Source organism: Spirosoma oryzae, from assembly GCF_003002825.1.
Classification (GTDB): domain Bacteria; phylum Bacteroidota; class Bacteroidia; order Cytophagales; family Spirosomataceae; genus Spirosoma; species Spirosoma oryzae.
Map to the genome: position 1 here is coordinate 46841 of NZ_PVTE01000029.1, position 21779 is coordinate 68619.

General features: G+C 54.3%; 18 protein-coding genes and 1 pseudogene. 17 read left to right on the forward strand and 2 right to left on the reverse strand.

From position 1 onward, the window contains the following. The first annotated feature begins 112 nt into the window (after positions 1–112). Complete coding sequence (locus CLV58_RS23685; RefSeq protein WP_106140315.1) at positions 113–1672, forward strand: alpha-amylase family glycosyl hydrolase; 1560 nt, start codon at positions 113–115, stop codon at positions 1670–1672. Between the two features lie 70 nt (positions 1673–1742). Here the strand turns inward: CLV58_RS23685 and porX are convergent, their stop codons facing one another. Next, positions 1743–3308, reverse strand: a complete 1566-nt coding sequence (gene porX / locus CLV58_RS23690; RefSeq protein ID WP_106140316.1) for a T9SS response regulator signal transducer PorX — start codon at positions 3306–3308, stop codon at positions 1743–1745. A 311-nt stretch (positions 3309–3619) separates the two neighbouring features. Here porX and CLV58_RS23695 point away from each other — a divergent pair, with 311 nt between their 5' ends. The 8 genes from CLV58_RS23695 to CLV58_RS23730 all read left to right on the forward strand — a co-directional run bounded on the left by CLV58_RS23695 (position 3620) and on the right by CLV58_RS23730 (position 9819). After that, positions 3620–4699, forward strand: coding sequence for a LysM peptidoglycan-binding domain-containing protein (locus CLV58_RS23695; RefSeq protein ID WP_106140317.1), 1080 nt, complete (start codon positions 3620–3622; stop codon positions 4697–4699). 77 nt (positions 4700–4776) lie between these two features. Next, positions 4777–4989, forward strand: a complete 213-nt coding sequence (locus tag CLV58_RS23700; protein ID WP_106140318.1) for a hypothetical protein — start codon at positions 4777–4779, stop codon at positions 4987–4989. Then, a complete protein-coding gene (locus CLV58_RS23705) occupies positions 4986–5777 on the forward strand; it encodes a TIGR02757 family protein (RefSeq protein WP_425443555.1) in 792 nt (263 codons plus the stop codon). The genes CLV58_RS23700 and CLV58_RS23705 overlap by 4 nt, the downstream gene beginning before the upstream one ends. A 79-nt stretch (positions 5778–5856) precedes the next feature. Next, positions 5857–6843, forward strand: coding sequence for an aldose 1-epimerase (locus tag CLV58_RS23710; RefSeq protein ID WP_106140335.1), 987 nt, complete (start codon positions 5857–5859; stop codon positions 6841–6843). 170 nt (positions 6844–7013) lie between these two features. Further along, positions 7014–7232: a hypothetical protein gene (locus tag CLV58_RS23715; protein ID WP_146141523.1), complete on the forward strand. Its 219-nt coding sequence runs from the start codon at positions 7014–7016 to the stop codon at positions 7230–7232. Positions 7233–7383: 151 nt separating this feature from the next. Continuing rightward, the gene (locus CLV58_RS23720) at positions 7384–7815 is read left to right on the forward strand and encodes a hypothetical protein (RefSeq protein WP_146141524.1); all 432 of its coding nucleotides are present in this window, start codon (positions 7384–7386) and stop codon (positions 7813–7815) included. 130 nt (positions 7816–7945) lie between these two features. Then, on the forward strand, positions 7946–8365 hold the full coding sequence (locus CLV58_RS23725; RefSeq protein WP_106140321.1) for a hypothetical protein: 420 nt from the start codon (positions 7946–7948) through the stop codon (positions 8363–8365). A gap of 35 nt (positions 8366–8400) precedes the next feature. Further along, complete coding sequence (locus CLV58_RS23730) at positions 8401–9819, forward strand: glycoside hydrolase family 30 protein (RefSeq protein ID WP_106140322.1); 1419 nt, start codon at positions 8401–8403, stop codon at positions 9817–9819. A gap of 160 nt (positions 9820–9979) precedes the next feature. Here CLV58_RS23730 and amaB read toward each other — a convergent pair whose 3' ends face one another. Beyond that, positions 9980–11503, reverse strand: a complete 1524-nt coding sequence (gene amaB, locus CLV58_RS23735; protein ID WP_106140323.1) for an L-piperidine-6-carboxylate dehydrogenase — start codon at positions 11501–11503, stop codon at positions 9980–9982. A gap of 136 nt (positions 11504–11639) precedes the next feature. Between amaB and CLV58_RS28685 the strand changes: the two genes are divergently transcribed. From CLV58_RS28685 to CLV58_RS23775, 8 genes and pseudogenes are all read left to right on the forward strand, one after another. After that, positions 11640–11990 carry a hypothetical protein gene (locus tag CLV58_RS28685; protein ID WP_211300897.1) on the forward strand — a complete coding sequence of 117 codons (351 nt, stop codon included), beginning with the start codon at positions 11640–11642 and terminating at the stop codon, positions 11988–11990. Between the two features lie 326 nt (positions 11991–12316). Then, positions 12317–12877, forward strand: a complete 561-nt coding sequence (locus CLV58_RS23745) for an RNA polymerase sigma factor (RefSeq protein WP_106140324.1) — start codon at positions 12317–12319, stop codon at positions 12875–12877. Beyond that, a complete protein-coding gene (locus CLV58_RS23750) occupies positions 12874–13692 on the forward strand; it encodes an anti-sigma factor (RefSeq protein ID WP_106140325.1) in 819 nt (272 codons plus the stop codon). Before CLV58_RS23745 ends, CLV58_RS23750 begins: the two co-directional genes overlap by 4 nt. An 88-nt stretch (positions 13693–13780) precedes the next feature. Then, positions 13781–14296, forward strand: coding sequence for a peptide-methionine (R)-S-oxide reductase MsrB (gene msrB / locus CLV58_RS23755; protein ID WP_106140326.1), 516 nt, complete (start codon positions 13781–13783; stop codon positions 14294–14296). Between the two features lie 197 nt (positions 14297–14493). Then, positions 14494–17079, forward strand: coding sequence for a penicillin-binding protein 1A (locus CLV58_RS23760; RefSeq protein WP_106140327.1), 2586 nt, complete (start codon positions 14494–14496; stop codon positions 17077–17079). Positions 17080–17259: 180 nt separating this feature from the next. Then, a complete protein-coding gene (locus CLV58_RS23765) occupies positions 17260–18741 on the forward strand; it encodes a circularly permuted type 2 ATP-grasp protein (RefSeq protein WP_106140328.1) in 1482 nt (493 codons plus the stop codon). 170 nt (positions 18742–18911) lie between these two features. Beyond that, positions 18912–19889, forward strand: a complete 978-nt coding sequence (locus tag CLV58_RS23770; protein WP_106140329.1) for a glycosyltransferase family 2 protein — start codon at positions 18912–18914, stop codon at positions 19887–19889. A 123-nt stretch (positions 19890–20012) separates the two neighbouring features. Continuing rightward, positions 20013–21779: pseudogene (locus CLV58_RS23775) on the forward strand (gliding motility-associated C-terminal domain-containing protein); the annotation flags it as partial.

The window sequence follows — 21779 nt, forward strand, 5'->3', positions numbered from 1 at the left end:
GGGGAACCTTCTGTCAGATAGCCAGCAGAAACAGCGTCAAACTTTCCAACTACCTGAGTAAACTCATTTTGCTTACCTGCCGTTCTTCGGTCGATTCTTACAACCTGTACTAATGACGGCAACACAGTCCGCCCACTCCGTAACGTCCAGTCAACCGATACAACCTGCCAACGGTAACCTGAAAACCGGGCTGACGGGGGTGCACTACGAAATCTTCGTGCGCTCCTTTGCCGATACCAATGGTGACGGTATCGGCGACCTAAACGGCGTAACGGCTAACCTCGATTACTTGCAGGACCTGGGTATTTCGGCCATTTGGCTGATGCCTATTAGCCCGTCGCCGACCTACCATAAATACGACGTTACCGACTATTACGGCATCGACCCGGAGTATGGTACGCTGGACGATTTTCGGCGATTGATCGCGGAAGCGCACCGGCGCAGTATCGACGTGATTATCGATCTGGTGCTGCACCACACAAGTACCAAACATCCGTGGTTTGTGGAAGCGTCGAAGGGCCCGAACAATTCATACCGAAACTATTATCACTGGCTGACGCCCGACGAGATTCGTCGGCGAAAACTCAACACGCGCGACATCACCGCCGATTCCGGGGAGCGTAATCCGTGGCATGCGGTGCCGGGCGCGCGGTATTCTGAGAAGTATTACGGCATGTTCTGGAGTGGGATGCCCGATCTGAATTTCGACTACCCGCCCGTCCGGGAAGCGATGTTTACACTTGCCCGGTACTGGCTCAACGACGTGGGCGTCGACGGGTTTCGGCTCGACGCGGCCCGGCATCTCTACCGCGAGTTCGACGAGCCGAAGAATCATCAGTTCTGGTATGAGTTTGGGCAGGTAGTCGAAGCCGCCAAACCGGGTGCGTACACGGTCGGCGAAGTCTGGACCCGACCCGAGCGTATCGCACCTTATTTCCGGGGGCTGCGCGCCAACTTCAACTTCGACTTGGCCGAAACCATCGAGTCGGTTGTACGCCGGGAGTACGATTGCGACGATCTGGTGGAGTTTGTGACGTACGTGCAGGGGGCTTTTGCCGACGTAAATCCGCAGTTCATCGACGGAATTATCCTGTCGAATCACGATCAGAACCGCATCGGCAGTATGGTGAAAGGCAACCAGAAGCACCTAACCACCGCTGCCAATCTGCTGTTGACGCTGCCGGGGAATCCATACCTGTATTACGGCGAGGAAATTGGAATGCTCGGTATGAAGCCCGACGAAAGCATCCGGGAGCCGTTTCTTTGGGCCAACCGCGCGCAGGACAAGCAGCGAACGTCGTGGCGACGGGGTCGTTACTCAACCAGTCAGACCATTCGCCCCTTATCGGAGCAGCGCGACGACCCGAACTCGCTGTTTAGCCACTACCGGCGCGTGATTCACTTCCGCAACAGCCATCCGGTGTTGAACGACAACCTGAGCCGTATCGGCGAAACGGGTATCCGGCAGCGGGGTACACTGGCTTTTACCCGACAATCGGCCGATGGGCAGCGTGTGCTGATCGTGCATAACCTGTCGCGGAAGGCCATCGACGTGGTGCTGTCGCCCAACGAAGGCTGGTGCAAGCAACTGGTCTGGTCATCGGTAAACGGAACTTTGTTTCAAGATGGCGTGGTGACCCTGCCAGCCTATTGCTTTTCAGTTCTGGCGTAGGTATAATCCTTACAAAACGCACGGCCCGGCTCTTTGTCAGAGTCGGGCCGTATCGTTAGCTACCAAAGTCTCACCGGGCTTTCAGGTAAGCAAACGGAATAATCACCTCTTCCAGCGATACGCCCCCGTGCTGGAACGTATTGCGGTAGTGATTCACGTAGTAGTTGTAATTGTTCGGATATGCGAAGAAATAATCTTCCAGCGTAAAGACATAGGCCGTCGAGACGTGCGGCTTGGGCAGAAACAACCGCTCGGGTTTACGGCCGACGAACAGGTGATTATCGTCGAAGCCCAGGTTTTTGCCCTGTTTGTAGCGCAGGTTGGTGTTCGTTTCGCGGTAGCCGACAATCTTGGCAGGCTTCTGCACTCGGATCATACCGTGGTCGGTCGTTACGATAAGCCGTCCACCTTTAGCCGCGACCTTCTGCACGAATTCAAGCAGGGGCGAGTGCAGGAACCACGACCGCATGATCGAGCGGTACGCCGACTCATCGGGGGCCAGCTCCTTAATCATCGCCATGTCGGTACGGGCGTGGGAAAGCATATCCACAAAGTTGAAGACGACCACATTGAGCTGGTTTTGCAGCAGATTGTTGAAATTGTCGACCAGACTCTTGCCCTGATTGACGTTCAGAATCTTGTGGTACGACATCTTCACGTTCAAACGGCTCTGCTCCAGCTGACGACGTAGAAACTCGTCTTCGTGGTTGTTCAGCCCTTCGTCTTCGTTGTCGTCATTGACCCACAGGTCGGGGTGCTTGCGCTCCATCTCGCTCGGCATCATCCCCGAGAAAATGGCGTTCCGGGCAAAGCCGGTTGTCGTGGGCAGAATCGAGTAGTAAGGCGTTTCTTCTTCCACCGTAAAGTACTCGGCCAGCAGCGGCTCGATCACTTTCCACTGGTCGTAACGCAGGTTATCGATCAGCAGAAAAAACAGCGGAGGCTGGTTGCTGCCCGCTTCGAGTAGCGGAAACACCTTTTTTCGCATCAACTGATGCGACATGATTGGGTGGGGTGCTTTGGGATCGTTGAGCCAGTCTTCGTAATTGTCCATGAGGAACTTACAGAAGGTCGCGTTAGCTTCGCTCTTCTGCATGTTCATCACTTCCAGCATACTCTTGTCCTGCGAACTGTCGAGTTCCAACTCCCAGTAAATGAGCTTTTTGTAAACGTCCGCCCATTCGTTGAAATCCATACGGTCGTTGTACTGCATGGATATATTGCGGAAGTCCTGCTGATACCCGATGTTGGTGCGTTCGGTAACCAGGCGCTTGTTATCGAGAATTTTTTTGACCGACAGCAGGATTTGGTTCGGGTTGAGCGGCTTGATGAGGTAATCGGCGATTTTGGAGCCGATCGCTTCTTCCATGATATGCTCTTCTTCGCTCTTCGTAATCATCACGACGGGCAGATTCGGGCGCATCTGCTTGATCTGACCGAGCGTTTCCAGCCCCGTCATACCCGGCATCATTTCATCGAGAAAAACGACGTCATAGTTGGTTTGTTCGACCTGATCGATCGCATCGGCTCCGCTGTTGACGGGCGTTACGTCGTACCCTTTGTTCTTCAAAAACAGGATGTGGGGCTTGAGCAGATCAATCTCGTCGTCGGCCCAAAGTATCGAATAGTTTTGCATAAAATCCGTGGTTAAGTAGGCTAGTTTACGAATAAATGAAGCCCGAACTGGTTTAACTCCAAACGTCTGCTTCTGTTCGGCGGGTTCAGAATTAAGGTTTTTTAACAGCAGATCAACACCCCCCGTCCCCCTGAAGGGGGAGACATTAAGTTCGGATTTTCTCACCCGTCAGGGGGACGGGGGGGAATGCTTACATTGCCAGCAGTACAGACAGAAAAGCGGTACAAAGACGTTTATTAGCGGAACGAACCGTAAATTTTACCGTACTTTTACAACGGTCTTTTGCTCCCCGGAGGCTCTATATAACACCTATGAAGCAGTTCCTATTGAGTTTGTTTGGTTTGCTTGCCCTGAGTGCTACTGCGTATGCCCGGCCGGTACCTTTTGATTCGGTTGGCGTGGAAAAGAAAGACGGCAAACGATTCATTCTTCACCGGGTTGATCAGGGGCAGACGCTCTTTTCCATCGCCCGGCGCTACAAGCGATCGGTCAGTGCGATCAAAGCTGCCAACCCGGATCTGGGCGACGGTGTCCGGTCCGATCAGGTTATCCGTATCCCGATTCCGGCCAACGCGCTGACACCCAAGCAGGCAGTAGCCATCGATAAGGCAATCATCAAAGAAGACCGTACCGTAAAGGCAGCTGCGAAAGCCGCCGATCCGGCCCGGACGGGGATTCACGTCGTTGAAAAAGGACAAACCTTATATAGCCTGGCGACGCGCTACGGTGTCTCGCAGGATCAGCTTCGGCAGTGGAATAACCTTCCCTCGAATAACGTGCTGATCGGACAGGCGCTGATCGTAACGGAAAAGGCGCATCAGGAACGGGTGCCCGGTCCGTCGGTAGCGGCTAATACGCCCCGCCCCGAACCGACGAAGACCGAAACGCGGAATGCCGAAACAAAGCCGAAGAGCCAACCGTCGAAACCCGACATAGCCAGGGCCGAACCAACGCGCCCGGAGCCAGTCAAGACGGAGCCGCGTTCTGCTGAACCGAAGCCCGCTGCTACTGAACCTGCATCAACGCGCCCGACGGAGTCCCGTCCGGTATCGACCGTGCCGATTGCGGAGGTTGAATTACCACATCCCGGCAACGACGCTCCCATGCCAACGCGGGGTCGTCGTTTATCGACCACGGGTGTCGCCGAAATGATCGAAGGACCCGACGGATCGGGCAAATACCTGGCTCTGCACCGTACGGCTCCCATCGGTACGCTGGTGCAGGTGCGCAACGCGTTCAACAGCCAGAGTATCTGGGTAAAAGTGATTGGCCGACTGCCCGATACGGGGGTCAACGACAAAATTCTGATTAAGCTGTCGAGTCAGGCATTTGCGAAACTTTCCCCCGACGACCGGCGTTTCCGAGCCGAAGTCAGTTACATCGCGCCGTAGTGCCAAAGGCGCAGGTTACAGTATTCGGTTGTCAGTACACCGTATACTGTAAACCGAATACCGGCTAACTATAACGTATGGAAACCAAGGAAGAACGCTTTGCCCGACGGCATCAGGAACGGGATAAGAAAATGAGAGCCACGCCCGGCTATATGACGTTCAACGTCATGTTCACGCTGGCGTATCCCTTCATCGCGGTTTTCACGTTTGTCATGTCGACCCTGCTGGCTGTTTTTTCGGGCATATCGAAAGCAATGGCGTGGGTCGTTAGCGGAGGGCGGTCGCGTTGATTCGGGCGGAAGTCGCGGACCTGCTCAACCGCAAAGCCGATCAGTACAACCGATCACCGTTTATCGAGCGTGACCCGGTTTCCATCCCCCATCTATTCACGGCCCGGCAGGACATCGAGATCATGGGCTTCTGGTCGGCGGTACTGGCCTGGGGGCAGCGACCGGTTATTCTGCGCAAAGCCGCTGAGTTGATTGATCTGATGGATGGCGCACCTTATGAATTTATTCGCTCGCATCAGGAGATCGATCTAAAACGGTTTCTGGCGTTCAAGCACCGCACCTTCAACGCGACTGACGCCTTATACTTCATTCACTTTTTTCGGGAGTACTACCAGCAACACGCGTCGCTGGAAGACGCCTTCGTCGACGGAGTTAACCCAGGCGCGGCCGACGTTGGCCCTGCGCTGATGGCGTTCCACGACCGGTTCTGCGCCGAAAGTGAGTATTTCCCCGCCCGTACCCGCAAGCACATTGCTACCCCGGCCCGTAACTCGTCGTGCAAACGATTGCTGATGTTTCTGCGCTGGATGGTTCGGCAGGACGATCGTGGGGTTGATTTCGGTTTGTGGGCCCGGCTCAAACCCAGTCAGCTCGTCATTCCCATCGACGTTCACGTCAACCGGGTGGCGCATCGGCTTGGTCTGCTCGAAAGCCGCGACGAGAAACCTGCCCCGCCCGACTGGAAAACCGCCCTGCGATTGACCGATACCCTACGCGAACTCGATCCGGCCGATCCGGTGCGGTATGACTTCGCGCTCTTCGGCTTAGGCGTCGAAGGTGAACTGTAGGAGCAATCGATCGGGCTTTATCAAACAAAAGCAGTTCGGAATGGCTTATTTTCGCGTATCACTACCCGAAAATAGCCGTATGGCCTACACAATCACGTCAGAACCGTTTGGTGTGCTACCCGATCAGCACGATCCCATTCTCGAATATACTATCACCGACACGGAAACGGGCGAATACATGACTATCGTACCGGGCTATGGCGGTATCGTTCGGCGGCTGGCGCTGCGTAAGAACGAGAAACTGATTCCTATCCTTTACGCGCCGATCTCGCTCGAAGGCATGATTGCCGATGAGTCGTACGCTAGCGCACTGATGTTTCCCTATCCGAGCCGGATCAAGCACGGTACCTACCGTTTCGAAGGCGAAGCATACGCGCTCCGACTCAACGAGCTTAATCGCGACAACTCCATTCACGGATTCGTCAACGACAAGCCGTTTGAGGTTACGAATAAAGAAGTTACGTCGACCGAAGCCTGCCTGACGATCCGGTATCAGAACAAGGGCGACGTGGTTGGTTATCCCTTCCCATTCGATTTTACCGTGACGTACTCGCTGCGCAAAACGGCCGGACCAACGGTGATGCACCTGACGTACGAAGCGCTCAACACGGGGTCGCGTACGTGTCCGGTAGCCTTCGGCTGGCACCCCTATTTTACGTTCAACGGGCAGTCGGTCGATACACTGACGATTACGATGGCTGACCGGGCTCCGATCGTGCTGGACCAGAAAACGATGATTCCAACCGGCCGGGAGGAGTTTCGGGAGAAAGGCCCACTACCACTGGCCAATGTTCAGCTCGACAATGCGTATGAACTGAAGCCGAACGAGGAGGGGTTTGTCGAAACAAGCCTGCGCTCGGACGCTGCGGATGCGAGTATCGTCGTTCGGCAGCAAACGGGTCCGGGGAAACTCAACTACCTGGTTTGCTACACACCACCCCGTCGGGAGAGCGTAGCGATCGAGGCACTGACGGCTAACGTCGATGCCTTCAACAATGGTGAGGGACTGGTTGCGCTGGCTCCGGGCCACACATTCTGCGGAGACATCAGCGTTCGCCTTGATTAAGCAGATGGTATAGCAACTAGCAGAACGGTATCTACGTATGTCGTCGTCCCGAGCCTGCGAGGGATCTTTTGAGGCAGGCGGTTTTTGCTGCTATTCTAAGAGACCCCTCGCAGGCTCGGAACGACAAAACGCTGGGCAAGTTTAATCGGCTTTATCAAATCAAACAGGCCATGAAAGCCGCCGTCCTGGCGCACTACGGATCGCCCGATCAGCTCGTCATTAAAGATGCTGATGTGGTTAAACCGGAAGAAGGGCAGGTCCTGATTCGGAACCGGGCGTCGTCGGTCAATCCGGCGGATATAGCTGGTTTCTTTTCCGACTGTACGATGCCCTCGATCGCTATAAAAATCAAATTTGGTAATAAGGTACCGAGCAGGTGCTGGCAATGAGTAGTTAGCCCAGCGCTCGTTGTTTTAACCGCTAGTTTCGGATAGTTATGTACTAATGATAGCTTAGAAATTCTGGTTTTGTATTATGAGGAAACGTCTTGACGGTTAAGTTTTAGTACTTATTTCGAACGGTTAATATGAGTAGGAAACTATGCAGCCTGTCAAACCAGATTACGTCAATCTAGGATTGTCTACTCCAATGGGGCCTCAACTCAGGGCATTGGTTGAGCAGTACTTGTTAACTGATTTAGCTGCGTATGTGGTACTAAACCAAAAGTTAAAATTTGATTGGTCAGGCAGTTGTATTGAAGGGCGTGATAGCACTTATTTAGATGGGAGTTTAGAAAATTATTCCGGTATTCTGCTATTTGACGAGCAGGACAATTTGGTTGCCGACGGCTGGATGGAATTTATTCACGAAGATGATTTCTTTCTGGTGTATTGGGACTATGTAACAGTTTGGCAGGACGGCAAAGAGATTTTTGATAAGCCCGACCCCGGTATTCCAGACCACGTTTGGGCGCAACTACCTGATTATAGTAAGCTAATTTGTGAAAAGGCGAGCCGGAGGTATATAAGATAAGTTTGTAGGGACTAAGTCATACAGTTGTGAATAAATAATAACGGCTTTGGCGATCGGCAACTGGCCATTGTCAATCCTTCGATTGTTAAACGTTCGGATGGAAAACGCAACTCGCTGATATGGTGAATGTATGGTAGAGATTTCGCTATTGAGTCCCGAACGATATACGCTTGACGAGCTGATAACAGACGAGTTGAGTCTTGAAAAAATTGTCACTGTTGAAACAGACGGTTATCTAAGCGTTGAATGCTTCTGTGTTCAGGAACAGAAGAACGTGACTATATTTTTCTCTTTTGTCTTTAACGGTAAGAGTGAATTTTCCCAACTTTACGACCGTAATGGCCTGACTATTTATGATTTGTCAGGGGTAAAAAGTGAGGTGATTTCATTTGATGAGTTAGAAAATCAATACATAGACTGGTTGAGCCGATCTGGACATGAAAACACGATGGATGAGTACGGAATGTTGTTAGGTGTTGTTGGCTTTATCGAGCGTAATCGACATAGAGAGAATCTGCTGGCTGTCGTTCGCGATATGAGTAAGGCTTGATTGTTATAGATATGATTTACTGTTATACCTAATCTATGAAACGCTTATTGAGTGTGACGATTGCAGTGATAACCCTGCTTGGCGTCAGTACGGGCTGCTACCGCTCGACAGTCGGGTACACGGCTACGAAACAGGCGGAATGGTGGCTGACTAACCCGGATGGCTCAGCCCTGTTTGTGAAGCAGCCCACGGCGTTGTCGTTTGCCAGTGTAGCGAATGCGTACCCAACCATTGGCGTGGATGATAAAGAGACGTACCAATCCATCGACGGGTTTGGCTACACGCTGACGGGCGGTAGTGCGATGCTGTTGCAGAAGATGGACTCGGCGGCGCGGGCTGCGTTGCTGAACGAGTTGTTCTCAACGCAGAGCAATGGTATTGGCGTCAGTTACCTGCGCGTCAGCATCGGCGCGTCGGATCTGGACGAGACCGTTTTTTCGTACGACGACCTGCCAGCGGGGCAAACCGATTCTACACTGGCCAATTTTTCGCTCGATCCCGATCGGACTTACCTGATTCCTACGCTGAAGCAGATTCTAACCATCAATCCGAACATCAAAATTCTGGGGTCGCCCTGGTCTCCGCCGACCTGGATGAAAAGCAATCAAAACTCGAAAGGAGGGAGTCTGCTACCTGCGTTTTACGGTACTTACGCGCAGTATTTCGTCAAATATATTCTGGGGATGCGGGCCGAAGGGATACCCATCGATGCGATTACGATTCAGAACGAGCCGCTGCATCCGGGTAACAATCCAAGTCTGCTAATGCTGGCAACCGAGCAGGCTACGTTCATCAAAAATCATCTTGGACCCGCCTTCCGGCAGGCGAAAATCGACACCAAGATTCTGCTGTACGATCACAACGCCGACCACCCTGATTACCCGCTGACGATTCTGAACGACCCCGATGCTCGTCAGTACGTCGACGGGTCGGCGTTTCATCTTTATGCCGGGCCGGTCACGGCGCTGTCGGAAGTACACAAGGCATACCCTGATAAAAACATCTATTTCACCGAACAGTGGGTCGGTGCGCCGGGTAACATGGTCAATGACGTGAACTGGCACGTTAAAACGCTGATTATCGGGGCTACCCGCAACTGGGCCCGGACGGTGCTGGAATGGAACCTTGCCGCCGACCCAAACCAGAATCCACACACGCCCGGTGGCTGTACGCAATGTCTGGGAGCCGTTACGATCGCTGGTAACGACGTCACCCGTAATCCGGCTTATTATACCGTTGCCGTCGCATCGAAACTGGTGCGGCCGGGATCGATACGGATTGCGTCGAATACATACGATACGCTGCCCAACGTGGCGTTCAAAACACCCGACGGCGGCATAACCCTGATCGTGCTGAACGACAGTGAAACATCACAATCATTCAATATTCGCTACAAAGGACAATCGATCACGAGCGCACTACCCCGCAAGTCGATCGGTACGTTTCATTGGTAACAGCGTACTGATTGTTACCTGGATAAGTTGTCATTCTGACGAAGGAGGGATCTCAAATTCCCCGGTCTGCCACCGTGGCGCGGTGATGACACAGACCGGGGAATGAACCATCTTTATGAGTAGCAGCTTGAAGACTGGATCGGTACAATCCCCCGGTACGCTACAACTCGAACGTGATTCCTTGCGCGAGGGGCATTGTTGCCCCGTAGTTGATGGTATTGGTCTGGCGACGCATGTACGCTTTCCACGCGTCGGACCCCGACTCCCGTCCTCCACCGGTTTCTTTCTCTCCGCCGAATGCTCCGCCGATTTCCGCGCCTGACGTGCCGATGTTGACGTTGGCAATACCACAATCTGAACCGACTGCCGACAAAAACCGCTCGGCTTCGCGCAGATTCAGCGTGAAAATGGCAGACGACAGACCCTGTGGCACGGCGTTCTGCTGCGCAATGGCGTCGTCGAGGTGGGTATAGCGGAGCAGGTACAGGATCGGCGCAAACGTTTCGTGTTGAACGATAGGCCAGTTGTTCTCTGCTTCAGCGATACAGGGTTTTACGTAACAGCCAGACGCAAAGGCTGGCTCATCGAGCAGGCCCGGCTCCACAACAAATTGGCCACCAGCCTGCCGGATGGCGTCGACTGCCTGCTGATACCCCTTCACGGCGTCGGTGTCGATCAGGGGCCCAACGTGGAACGACTCGTCCAGCGGGTTGCCGATACGAAGCTGGGCGTAGGCGCTGGCCAGTCGTTTCTTGACGTCGTCGTAAATACTGTCCTGCACAATGATCCGGCGGGTCGTCGTGCAGCGTTGCCCGGCTGTTCCGACAGCACCAAATACGATGGCCGGAATCGCCAGATCGAGGTCGGCATGTTCGGTGACAATAATCGCGTTGTTGCCACCCAGTTCGAGCAGGCTCTTACCGAGTCGGCTGGCTACTGCTGTCGCCACTGCCCGGCCCATACGCGTGCTACCCGTTGCGGAGAGCAGGGCGATGCGTGGGTCGTGCGCCAGCCATTCGCCTGCGGTATGGCCACCTGTAATCAGGCAGGAGACACCTTCCGGTACGTCGTTGTTGCGCAACACCTCCGTAATGATTTGTTGACAGGCCAATGCTGTAAGCGGTGTTTTCTCCGATGGTTTCCAGACACAGACATTCCCGCATACCCAGGCAATCATCGCGTTCCACGACCAGACGGCTACCGGAAAGTTGAAGGCTGAAATGATACCGACGATACCCAGCGGGTGCCACTGCTCAAGCATACGGTGTGCCGGTCGTTCGGAGTGCATCGACAATCCGTAGAGCTGCCGCGACTGCCCCACCGCGAAGTCGCAGATGTCGATGATTTCCTGCACTTCGCCCAAGCCTTCCTGGAGCGATTTTCCCATCTCGTAGCTGACCAGTGTGCCCAGCTCGCGTTTGTAGCGCCGGAACTGCTCGCCCATCTGCCGGACAATTTCACCCCGGCGCGGGGCTGGTACCTGCCGCCATTCGGTAAAAGCTGCCTGCGCCGTTTCGACTACGCGGTCATAGTCCGCGCGGGTCGATGGATGGACGCGCGCGATAAGCTGCCCATCGGCAGGTGAGTAGGAGTCGATGGTTTTCTCGGTCGAACTCCAGAACTGCTGGCCAGTGCTGGTACCGGGTTTTACCGGTTGGGTCGGTAAGGGAAGTATCGTCTGCATAACGTGAAAACAAGTTTGCTGAATGGCTGACAAAGTAATCGACCAGCTTGTAAACAACGCAACACCCGCAAAACTTTTCACGCTCGTACCGGTTGATAACAACATACTTACTTACACATCATTAACCCGCCTGGTTATGAAAGCTAGCCTGTTTTTGCTGTTGGGTGTACTGGCTGTATCTGCTACGCCCGCACTGTCGATTGATCGTAAACCCATTAGTGAGCAGGCCATTGCTCCGGCCGATACAATGCCAAAATCGGCCAGGAAGAAAGGTAAGATGGCAACCCGGAAATCAGGTTCGGCAAAGGTGTCGGATCGAGTCGAGGAGATGCGCTATCGGAACAGTGCCACGGACGACGGAACCGCGATCAACAACAGTAACGTCACGAACTACAATTCTGACGCTGTCACCAACGCGCCAACCGGGGTAGGAAGCGCTGCCGCTGGCCCCGCTGCAACACCAAAACCGAAAAAGCGAAAGAACTAAAAGGGGGTCTTCGTTTCGTTTCCACATACCGCGAAAAGAATTCGGGCAGTGATTGTTGCGTCGACTACGAGTGGTAACGCAGCAATCCTGCCCGCTTCCGTTTAGGCAATGTGGTAATTTATGCTTTAGTTTGGAGTTTCTGTTTATGATCTGGCTTTAACGTATTGTCAACGTAACTACTGAAAGGTGTTAGTTGTCTTACCGTAAGGGCGTTGCCGGGCCGCTTGGCTCGTCAAAACAGATCGTCAAACTGATATACCTGTGACTCTGGTACAGCTATATCTCAGTAAGTAATAGTCTAATTTGGTGCGTATAACTACCCCCTCGTGAAACGTCAATCATCCCTGGTCTCGGAAAGTGTCCTGATCGAGAAGTTGGTCCAGCGCGATCAGAAGGCATTCCACTGGCTATACGATCAGTATTCGCCGGCGCTTTATGGCGTCGTTCTGCGAATCGTGCGTGACGAAGAACACGCGCAGGATCTGGTACAGGACATCTTCGTTAAAATCTGGAAAAATCTGGATGCGTATGACTCCAGCAAGGGTCGTTTGTTTACCTGGATGCTGAATGTGGCACGAAATACCGCCATTGATGCCATCCGGTCACAAAAATCGCAGCCATCGGCAGCGAATGCAATCCGAACAGATGAAGACAACGTACATGTAGTAGATCGGCAGCATAATACCCAGCAACCCAACCCCGAACACATTGGCATTCAGGAAGTGGTTGGCCAGTTAAGACCTGATCGTCGACAATTGATCGACCTGGTGTATTTCGGTGGGTATACCCACGAAGAAGCGGCTGATGAACTCAACTTGCCTCTTGGTACGGTCAAAACCCGTATTCGGGCGGCCTTACAGGAACTGAAACAATTGTTTAAGTCATGAACCTAGAAGAGTACATAGCTTCAGGCATTTTGGACTCGTACGCCATCGGCGCTGTTAGCGATCAGGAGGTGCGGGAGGTAAACTGTCTGTCGTCTATATACCCCGAAATTCGGAAGGAACTGGATGAACTGATGCTGTCGACGGAGAACTATGCCTTGTTGCATAGTATCGAACCGCCGGCTGGCTTGAAAGACCGCATTATGCGTCAGCTGACGTTTGAGGATGCTGACGAGACGATTGTACGACCGCTACCCATCGACCGCGACTTATCGGCGGAAGCTACCCGGCCGTATACGTATAAGACAAGCTGGATGGTGGCCGCTGCCGCTGCCCTGGCCGTACTATTTTTCTCGTACTTTCTGATTACGCAGCTACAGACAAATCAGAAGACGATGGCTTCGCTCCGCGAATCGAACGATTCAATGCAGCTGCAACTAAAGCAGTTGCGTACCAGTCAGGGGCAGACGGACCAGATACTGGCGATGTTACGTCAGCCGGGTGCCCGTACGCTGGAGTTGCGCGGCAATGAAAAAGCCCCGCAGGGCGACATGCTCGTTTTCTGGAATCCGTCGACGCAGCAGGTCGCTGTCGAAGTGAAATCGCTACCGGCTCTTCCCGCCGATAAGCAATATCAGCTCTGGTCGCTGGTCGACGGAAAGCCTGTCGATGCCGGGGTATTCGACGCTGGTACGGCGGTTCAGAAGATGAACCGGTCAATTGGCAAAGCCGATGCGTTTGCCGTAACAATCGAGAAGCGGGGTGGTAGCCCAACCCCCTCAATGGCAACGTTATTGGCCATGTCACCGGTAGCGTAACCGCGCGAACGGAAGCCCTTTATTTTCTGTTTTTATACTGAAGCCCGGCCCTTCCGCCGGGCTTCAGGCAACAACTACTGAACGAACTATGAAAAAGGCTTTTTTATCGACACTGTATACTGCTCTTGCAGCGGGTACACTATTGACGCCCAGCTTGTCAACTGCTGCGGGCGACCCTGTGAAAAAGGCCATTGGCGATGAGTCGCCGGGTGGCCGCCGGGTAGTCAAGACTAACGCGGAATGGAAGAAGATACTGACACCGGAGCAGTATTACATCCTGCGCGAACATGGTACCGAACGGGCGTTTACCAGTCCGCTCAACGACAATCATGCCCACGGTACGTTTGTGTGTGCCGCCTGCAAGAACCCGCTGTTCGCATCGGACACCAAATTCGATTCCGGAACGGGCTGGCCTAGCTTCTTCAAGCCCATCGCCAAGGATGCCGTGAAGGAGAAAGTTGACAAAGCGTACGGCATGGTGCGCACCGAAATCCTGTGCAGCGTGTGCGACGGTCACCTCGGTCACGTCTTCGACGACGGCCCAAAACCAACGGGTCTGCGTTACTGCATGAACGGAGACGCCATGTTGTTCGACAAGAAATAAAGGCTATTGCCTATAAACGCAGCCGACTTCTAGCGAGGTCGGCTGTTTTGTTGTTACGCTGATCTGCCGCTTAATCGGGGTGCGTTATGCGCGGGATAGGCCGAAAATACGTTATATTTGAGACCCCACCAGTGGGCAAATAACCTTCGGGATACGTAGAAAAACCCCGAACCAACCTCTTATTCGCAACTAATCGCATGAGTGAAGATAGGAAGCGATTCCGCGCTGTTCGGCACGCATTCGGGGCGTTTCGGCAGCGGCTTCGACAACGTCAGGCTACGCTTGGCGACGTCAGACGCGGAGTCGGCCGACACATATACCGGCAAACGGCCCGTGTTGCTGGTGAAGAACGCGTCAACGCCTGGTCTGATAGCTACTACGAGTACCGCAACCGGCTGCGTTCGTTTGTGCATCAGTACGTCGATCCCGACAGCTGGTACTATCCCTACCTGAAAAATGGCGTTCGTTTTGGGATGATCGGTGCCCTGCTGCTGGGTCTTTACGTCTTCACCCTGAACTATAACTTCCTGTATCTCACCGGATCGATGCCGAGCGTTGAGGAACTGAAGAATCCGAAACTCAACCAGGCGTCGGAGATCTATTCGCAGGATGGGGTGATGATTGGTAAGTTCTACGCCGAGAACCGGACACCAATCAAATACGAAAATATTCCCAAATCACTGATCGACGCCCTGATCGCGACCGAAGACGTGCGCTTCTACTCGCACGGCGGTATCGATCCACGAGCTATCGGTCGGGCGGTGCTGGGTTTCGGTCGTGATGGGGGTGGCTCGACGATCACGCAGCAACTGGCCAAAAACCTGTTCAAAACCCGGCGCAAGCAGGACCGGGGGATACTGACCCGGATTCCGGGTATCCGGGCGATCGTGTACAAATCGAAAGAGTGGCTGATGGCGCTGAAGCTGGAACGCAACTTTTCGAAAGAAGAGATCCTGACGTATTACTTCAACACCGTCGACTTCGGTAGTAACTCATTCGGTCTGAAAACAGCGGCCCGTACCTTTTTCAACAAAGAGCCGGATAGCCTGAACGTGCAGGAAGGCGCGGTACTGGTCGGTCTGCAAAAAGCGACCACGGCATACAACCCGCTGAAAAACCCGAAACGGTCGAAGGAACGACGAAACATCGTACTGGGGCAGATGGCGAAGTACAAGTTCCTGACGGTAAAACAGGCTGATTCGATCAGTGCTTTGCCGCTCGTAACGGACTTCACGCCAGAAAATCCGTACTCCGGGCCAGCCAGTTATCTGAAAAACGCCGTTCAGGACTTCGTAAAAAAATGGGGGGAAGAAAACGGCTACGACCTGTACACAGACGGGCTACGCATCGTGACAACCATCGACTCGCGCATGCAGACATACGCCGAGAGTGCGACAGCGGAGAAGATGAAAAAGCTGCAACAGAGCTTTAATGACCATTGGGGGGATGAAAACCCGTGGACCGACGAAGAGGGCAACGAACTTCCCGGCTTCATTGACTCGGTTGCCCGCCGGACGGAGCGGTACAAGTCGCTGAGCCGCCGATTCCTGCCGCTCTACCCGGATTCGATCATGTACTACATGAAGAACAAGAAGTACAAGATGCGGGTGTTCAGCTGGAAAAATAAGCGCGGCTACGACTCGACGGAGATGACGCCCTACGACTCGATCGCCTACTACAAGCATTTTCTACAGGCGGGTATGGTCGCGATGGACCCGAATAACGGCTACATCCGGGCGTGGGTCGGCGGACTGGATTACGATTATTTCAAATACGATCACGTCAAGCAGGGCAAGCGGCAGCCGGGATCGACATTCAAACCGTTTGTGTACACGACGGCAATCGACGACACACTCAGCAACATGAGCCCCTGCGACCGCATTACCGACCGACCGTTCCGCAAAGAATACCGCGAAAATGGCGAAGATAAGGTCTGGGAACCCCGCAACTCGACCGGCTACTACACGTATTCAAACATGACCCTGCGTCGGGCGATGGCACGATCGGTCAACTCCATCACGGCCGAACTAACCGATCGCGTCGGACCGGAGCGCGTGGCGGAATATGCGCACCGGATGGGGATAAAGAGCCGGCTCGACCCTGTGCCGTCGATTGGGCTGGGTTCGTCGGACGTATCGCTGTATGAGCTGGTTGGCGCGTACTGCACATTCGTCCACGACGGGGAAGCCATCGAGCCCATCATTGTGCAGCGTATCGAAGACCGGGACGGTAAAGAAATTCAGACGTTTACGGCAGAAACCCGACGGGCGATCAGTCCGGAATCGGCTTTCCTGATGCGGTACATGTTACAGGGCGGTTTGCAGGAGTCGGGCGGTACGTCGCAGGGTTTATGGCAGTACAACCTGTTCAAGAACCGCAACGAGATCGGCGCGAAAACGGGTACGACGTCCAATAACTCGGATGGCTGGTTCGTGGCCGTATCCAGCAATCTGGTCGTTGGAGCCTGGGTAGGGGGGGATGATCGAAGCATTCACTTCCGCTCCACCGATCTGGGCGAGGGGGCACGAACGGCGCTGCCCATCGTCGGTACGTTCCTGGAGAAGGTATATGCCGACCCCAAATTCAAATCATTGCAGGCGCCTTTCCCCAAGCCTACGTTCACGGTAACGAAGGAATACGATGGATGTGTTTCGCCCGAGGAAGAAGAGTCGGACGAGTCTGATTCAACCGACGTAAATGGAGAAGCGAGCGATTCGACATTTATTCAGACGGCACCCCCTACTGAACCAACAGCTCCGCCCGACACAACGGGCAACCGATGACGCTAATGCCGTGGGCCTACTCGTATGAGTAGGCCCACGGCGTTTACTGCGTATGTAATTAGCTCCATCGCCCTAAGGGAATATTACCAGTATATATGGTATCTGTTTTCGATGTTGCGCTGTTTATTTTGTAAAAACGGTATTGGGCCATATATTGTACTTTATTATCTCGAATAACCTATGCAATCACAGTCGATCAATGGCATGAGCCAGTCGCAAAGCCAACGGTCCCCCAACTTTACGTTTACGGATTACCGTACCGATGATTTCTTCGATGAAATGTTTATCGACGGAACGCAGGTGCGGTCGGGCTATGCGCCGTTTCGACAGCGTGTTGAGCAACTGACCTGTACCGATATGATCAGCCGGCAGCATGCCGCCGAGCGGTCGTTGATGAGTATGGGCATTACGTTCAATGTGTACTCGGAAGGAGAGGGTACTGAGCGGATTATGCCCATCGACATTATTCCCCGCGTTATTGAATCGGCGGAATGGGACCGGCTGGAGGCTGGACTGGTCCAACGTATCAAGGCGCTCAATATGTTTCTGGAGGACGTCTACAACGATCAGCAGATTCTCAACGATGGGGTGGTACCGCGCGACCTGATTGAGTCGAGTAAGTCGTTCTTGCCGGGCTGCATGGGCGTGCATCCGCCGAAGGGAATCTGGTGTCACATTACCGGAACCGATCTGATTCGGGGCGACGACGGGCAGTTTATGGTGCTGGAAGATAACCTGCGCTGTCCGTCGGGGGTGTCGTATATGCTTGAGAACCGGGAACTTACGAAACAAACGTTTCCTGAAGTACTGGCGAAGACGGGTGTGCGGCCCGTCTCCGATTATCCGACCCGGTTGTTGCAGATGCTTCAGTTCATCGCCGACCGGCCCAACCCGACGGTAGTTGTACTGACGCCCGGTATCTATAACTCGGCTTATTTCGAGCACTCCTACCTGGCGCAGCAAATGGGCGTCGAACTGGTGGAAGCACGCGATCTGGTCGTATCGGGTGGGTATGTGAAAATGCGTACGACCAAAGGATTCCAGATTGTCGACGTGATTTACCGACGCATCGACGATACGTTCCTCGATCCGCAGGCCTTCAACCCCGACTCGATGATTGGCGTGCCGGGCATTTTCGACGTGTACAAAAAAGGACGCGTAGCCCTGGCCAATGCGCCCGGTACCGGTGTTGCCGACGACAAGGTGATTTATGCCTACGTACCACGGATCATCCAATATTACCTGAACGAAGAGCCGATTATCCCGAACGTGAAAACGTACATCTGCCGGGAAGAAGAAGACTGTCAGTACGTGCTTGACAACATCGAGCAACTGGTGGTCAAGGAAGCAAACGAAGCGGGCGGCTATGGTATGCTGATCGGGCCGAAGGCGGAAAAAGAAGAACACGAACTGTTCCGGCAGAAGATCCGCGAAAACCCGCGCAACTACATCGCCCAGCCGACCATCTCGCTTTCCCGCGTTCCCTGTCTGGTGGGCGATCGTGCCGAGGGGCGTCACGTCGATTTACGCCCGTACATTCTCTACGGCGACGGGGTCAATGTCATTCCCGGCGGACTGACGCGTGTCGCGCTGCGTAAAGGCTCGCTTGTGGTCAACTCTTCGCAAGGCGGTGGCGGCAAAGACACATGGGTGTTGTACTAAGTCGGTTTACGGTTTTCAGTTTGTAGTGGTTTTCGTTGCGCCGGGTTTCGACCCGGCGCTTCTGTTTTTAACATAGTCAACCGAGGAATAGCCAGTAGACGATCTGACTACAGTAAACCGAAAACCGTATACCGAATCCCGTATCTTTACCCCACCTAAATTCGCCTGCTTTGCCTGATCTGAGTATTATCATTGTCAATTACAAAACACCCCAGCTGATTCTCAACTGCCTGGCATCGGTGTATCAGCATACCCGTGGTATCACGTTCGAAATTATCGTCGTCGACAATCAGTCGGAAGACGACAGCCGTCAGATTGTGCTGGCTCACTATCCCGACGTTCGCTGGTTCGATATGGGGGCCAATGCCGGTTTTGCCCGGGCGAACAACCTGGGCATCGAGCAGGCACAGGGTCGGAACGTGCTATTGCTAAATTCGGATACGCTGCTGATCAACAATTTGCTGGCCCGCTGCGTACAGGTGCTTGACGAGCAGCCGGACGTAGCCGCCGTAGGCGCGCATCAGCTTAGTGCCGATGGTAGTCTGCGACCGAATCTGTACACGACCTTTAATCAGATGCGCCGGGCCTTCTACATTTTACCGTCGGGGCAACGGTCCGAAGACTGGCTCAAGCGCCAGTTGCCCGACCCGGTTTTTGCTGATCCGGCGCAGGTAGAATGGTTGTCGGGTGCGTTTCTGATGACACGTAAAGCGACGGTTGATCGCGCTGGGGGGCTTGACGAATCGTTTTTTATGTACGGCGAAGATGTCGAATGGGGCTATCGATTGGGTAAGCAGGGCCGGATGCTACTGCTGCCCGACGCGCAGTTTATCCACCTCGAATATGGGAGCAGCGATAACCGGCACCACGTCGTTACGCACATCAACCGGTTCAAGCCCCAGATTCAGGTGTCGCAGTTGCTGTGGGTTCGTAAACAGTACGGGGTAGGAGCGTACCTGCTGCTGATGACGCATTACGTACTCCTGCTGCCGATGGTGTTCGCCGGGAAGATCCTGATTAACCTGAAGAATCGAAAGCCGTTGTTCAGTGAGTTGGACAATCAGCGGCTATTCGCCCGTCAGGTAAGAATTTTTGGCCGTTTTTTCTGGAAAACTATCTTCAATCGCCGGGCGCTTTATAAAGTCTGAAAAACACGGACATGCGATCGATTACCAATACACTTTGGAGGCAAATCAGCGTTTTATCTGAAAGGCGTTAAGACTATGCGTTTATTGTATACTTGTGGGTTTCTTACCCTTTTTTTCGGATTGATGCTATTCCCGACCGTGACGCAGGCGACGCACGTTCGGGCTGGGGAGATCACTACCCGGCGGTTGTCAGCGACCTCGCTTAGCTACGAAGTGACCCTGACGGTGTACTTCGATGAGCGGACGGGGGCACCCGCTGCCCGTGATGCCAATTCGTATACGTTCTGCTTCGGGGATGGCACGACAGAAGTCGTTAATCGAACGCTGCCAATCCGGTTTATCAACGGCCGAACGTCGTCGATCAACATCTACCGGACAGTACACACGTTTCCTGGGCCCAACCCGTATACGATCAGTGTTCAGATCGCGAACCGGAACGCCGGGACGATCAACCTGCCGCCACCTGCCGCGTCGGATAATCTGACATTTTTCGTCTCGACAACGATTTTGATTGCCCCTAACCTCGGCCTCAACTCGACGCCGATAATGCTTAACCCACCCCTCGATTCTGCGCGCGTCGGCCAGCGGTTCTGCCATAACCCGGCGGCTTTCGATGCGGATGGCGACAGTCTGGGGTACCGGCTGAGCCGGCCACAGGAGGGCCTGCCGAACTCCTGCCGTAGCCGCTTTATTGCCGCTTACCAGGACCCGACTGTCTATAGTACGACCAACGAGTCGGGGGGGGCACCAACGTTTACTATTGATGCCAAAACCGGACAGCTTTGCTGGGATGCGCCCAACCGGGAGGGACAGTTTAACTTTGCCTTTATCGTGGAAGAATGGCGGAACGGGGTTAAGATCGGCGAGGTCACCCGCGATATGCAGATCGTCGTCGTTGCGCAACCAAACCGACGACCGCAGATTGAGGGGACATCCCTCTGTGTAGAAGCAGGAACGCTCATTCAGCAACCCATCACTGCTACCGACCCCGACGGGCAGCGCGTTATTATCAATGCGTTTGGGGGACCGCTAAATGCGCTGGCCGATGGCTCTCCCTTGCCGGCGGGGCTGAGTATTTCGCCGGAATACGCCCGGCTTATCAACGGAGGAACAGCGCTGGCGCAACCCGGCACGGCTACCTTTTACTGGCAAACCAACTGTAATCAGGTCCGGAATCAGCCGTATGATATTACACTAAAGGCCAGTGATGTGCCGCCAAGGGGAATAACAACGTTAGTGTCGTTTGCCACCCTGAGCGTGCGTATAATTGCCCCCGCCGTGCGCAATCTCAGCGGACGGGCCAGCGCGCTGGCTGGCGGACGGGCCATTCAACTCAACTGGGCCGCTTATACGTGCGGACGGATCGTCGACGTTGGACTCGGGCCCGATACGACCCAACTCATCGTTTACCGGCGCGAAGGGACTTGTTCAAACATCCCATCCGTATCCTGTACGACGGGCGCACCCGCCGGGCTGGGCTTTGTCGAGGTCGGCCGTGTGCCCTTCACCACCACCACCTTCACCGACACCACCGCCCTCCGACGAGGGGTTACCTACTCCTACATCATCGTCGCCCGCAATCCCGGCGACGTCAACAACGGTGGACTCAGCCTGCCTTCCCAGCAGACCTGTCTTGAACTGCCCCGCCTGACGCCCGTCATCACCCAGGTCACCGTCGACTCTACCAACGAGACCCGGGGGCGCATCACCCTGCGCTGGGCCCGGCCCCTCGACCTCCGGCCCGGCGATCTGGGCGGGCCCTACCAGTACCGCATCCAGCGCGCCACCGGCTTGTCCGGTACCAACTTCACCACCATCGCCAGCATCACCACCAACCTCGACCGTAGCGTAGTCGATACCGTCTACGTCGATCAGGGTAGCTCCACCAGC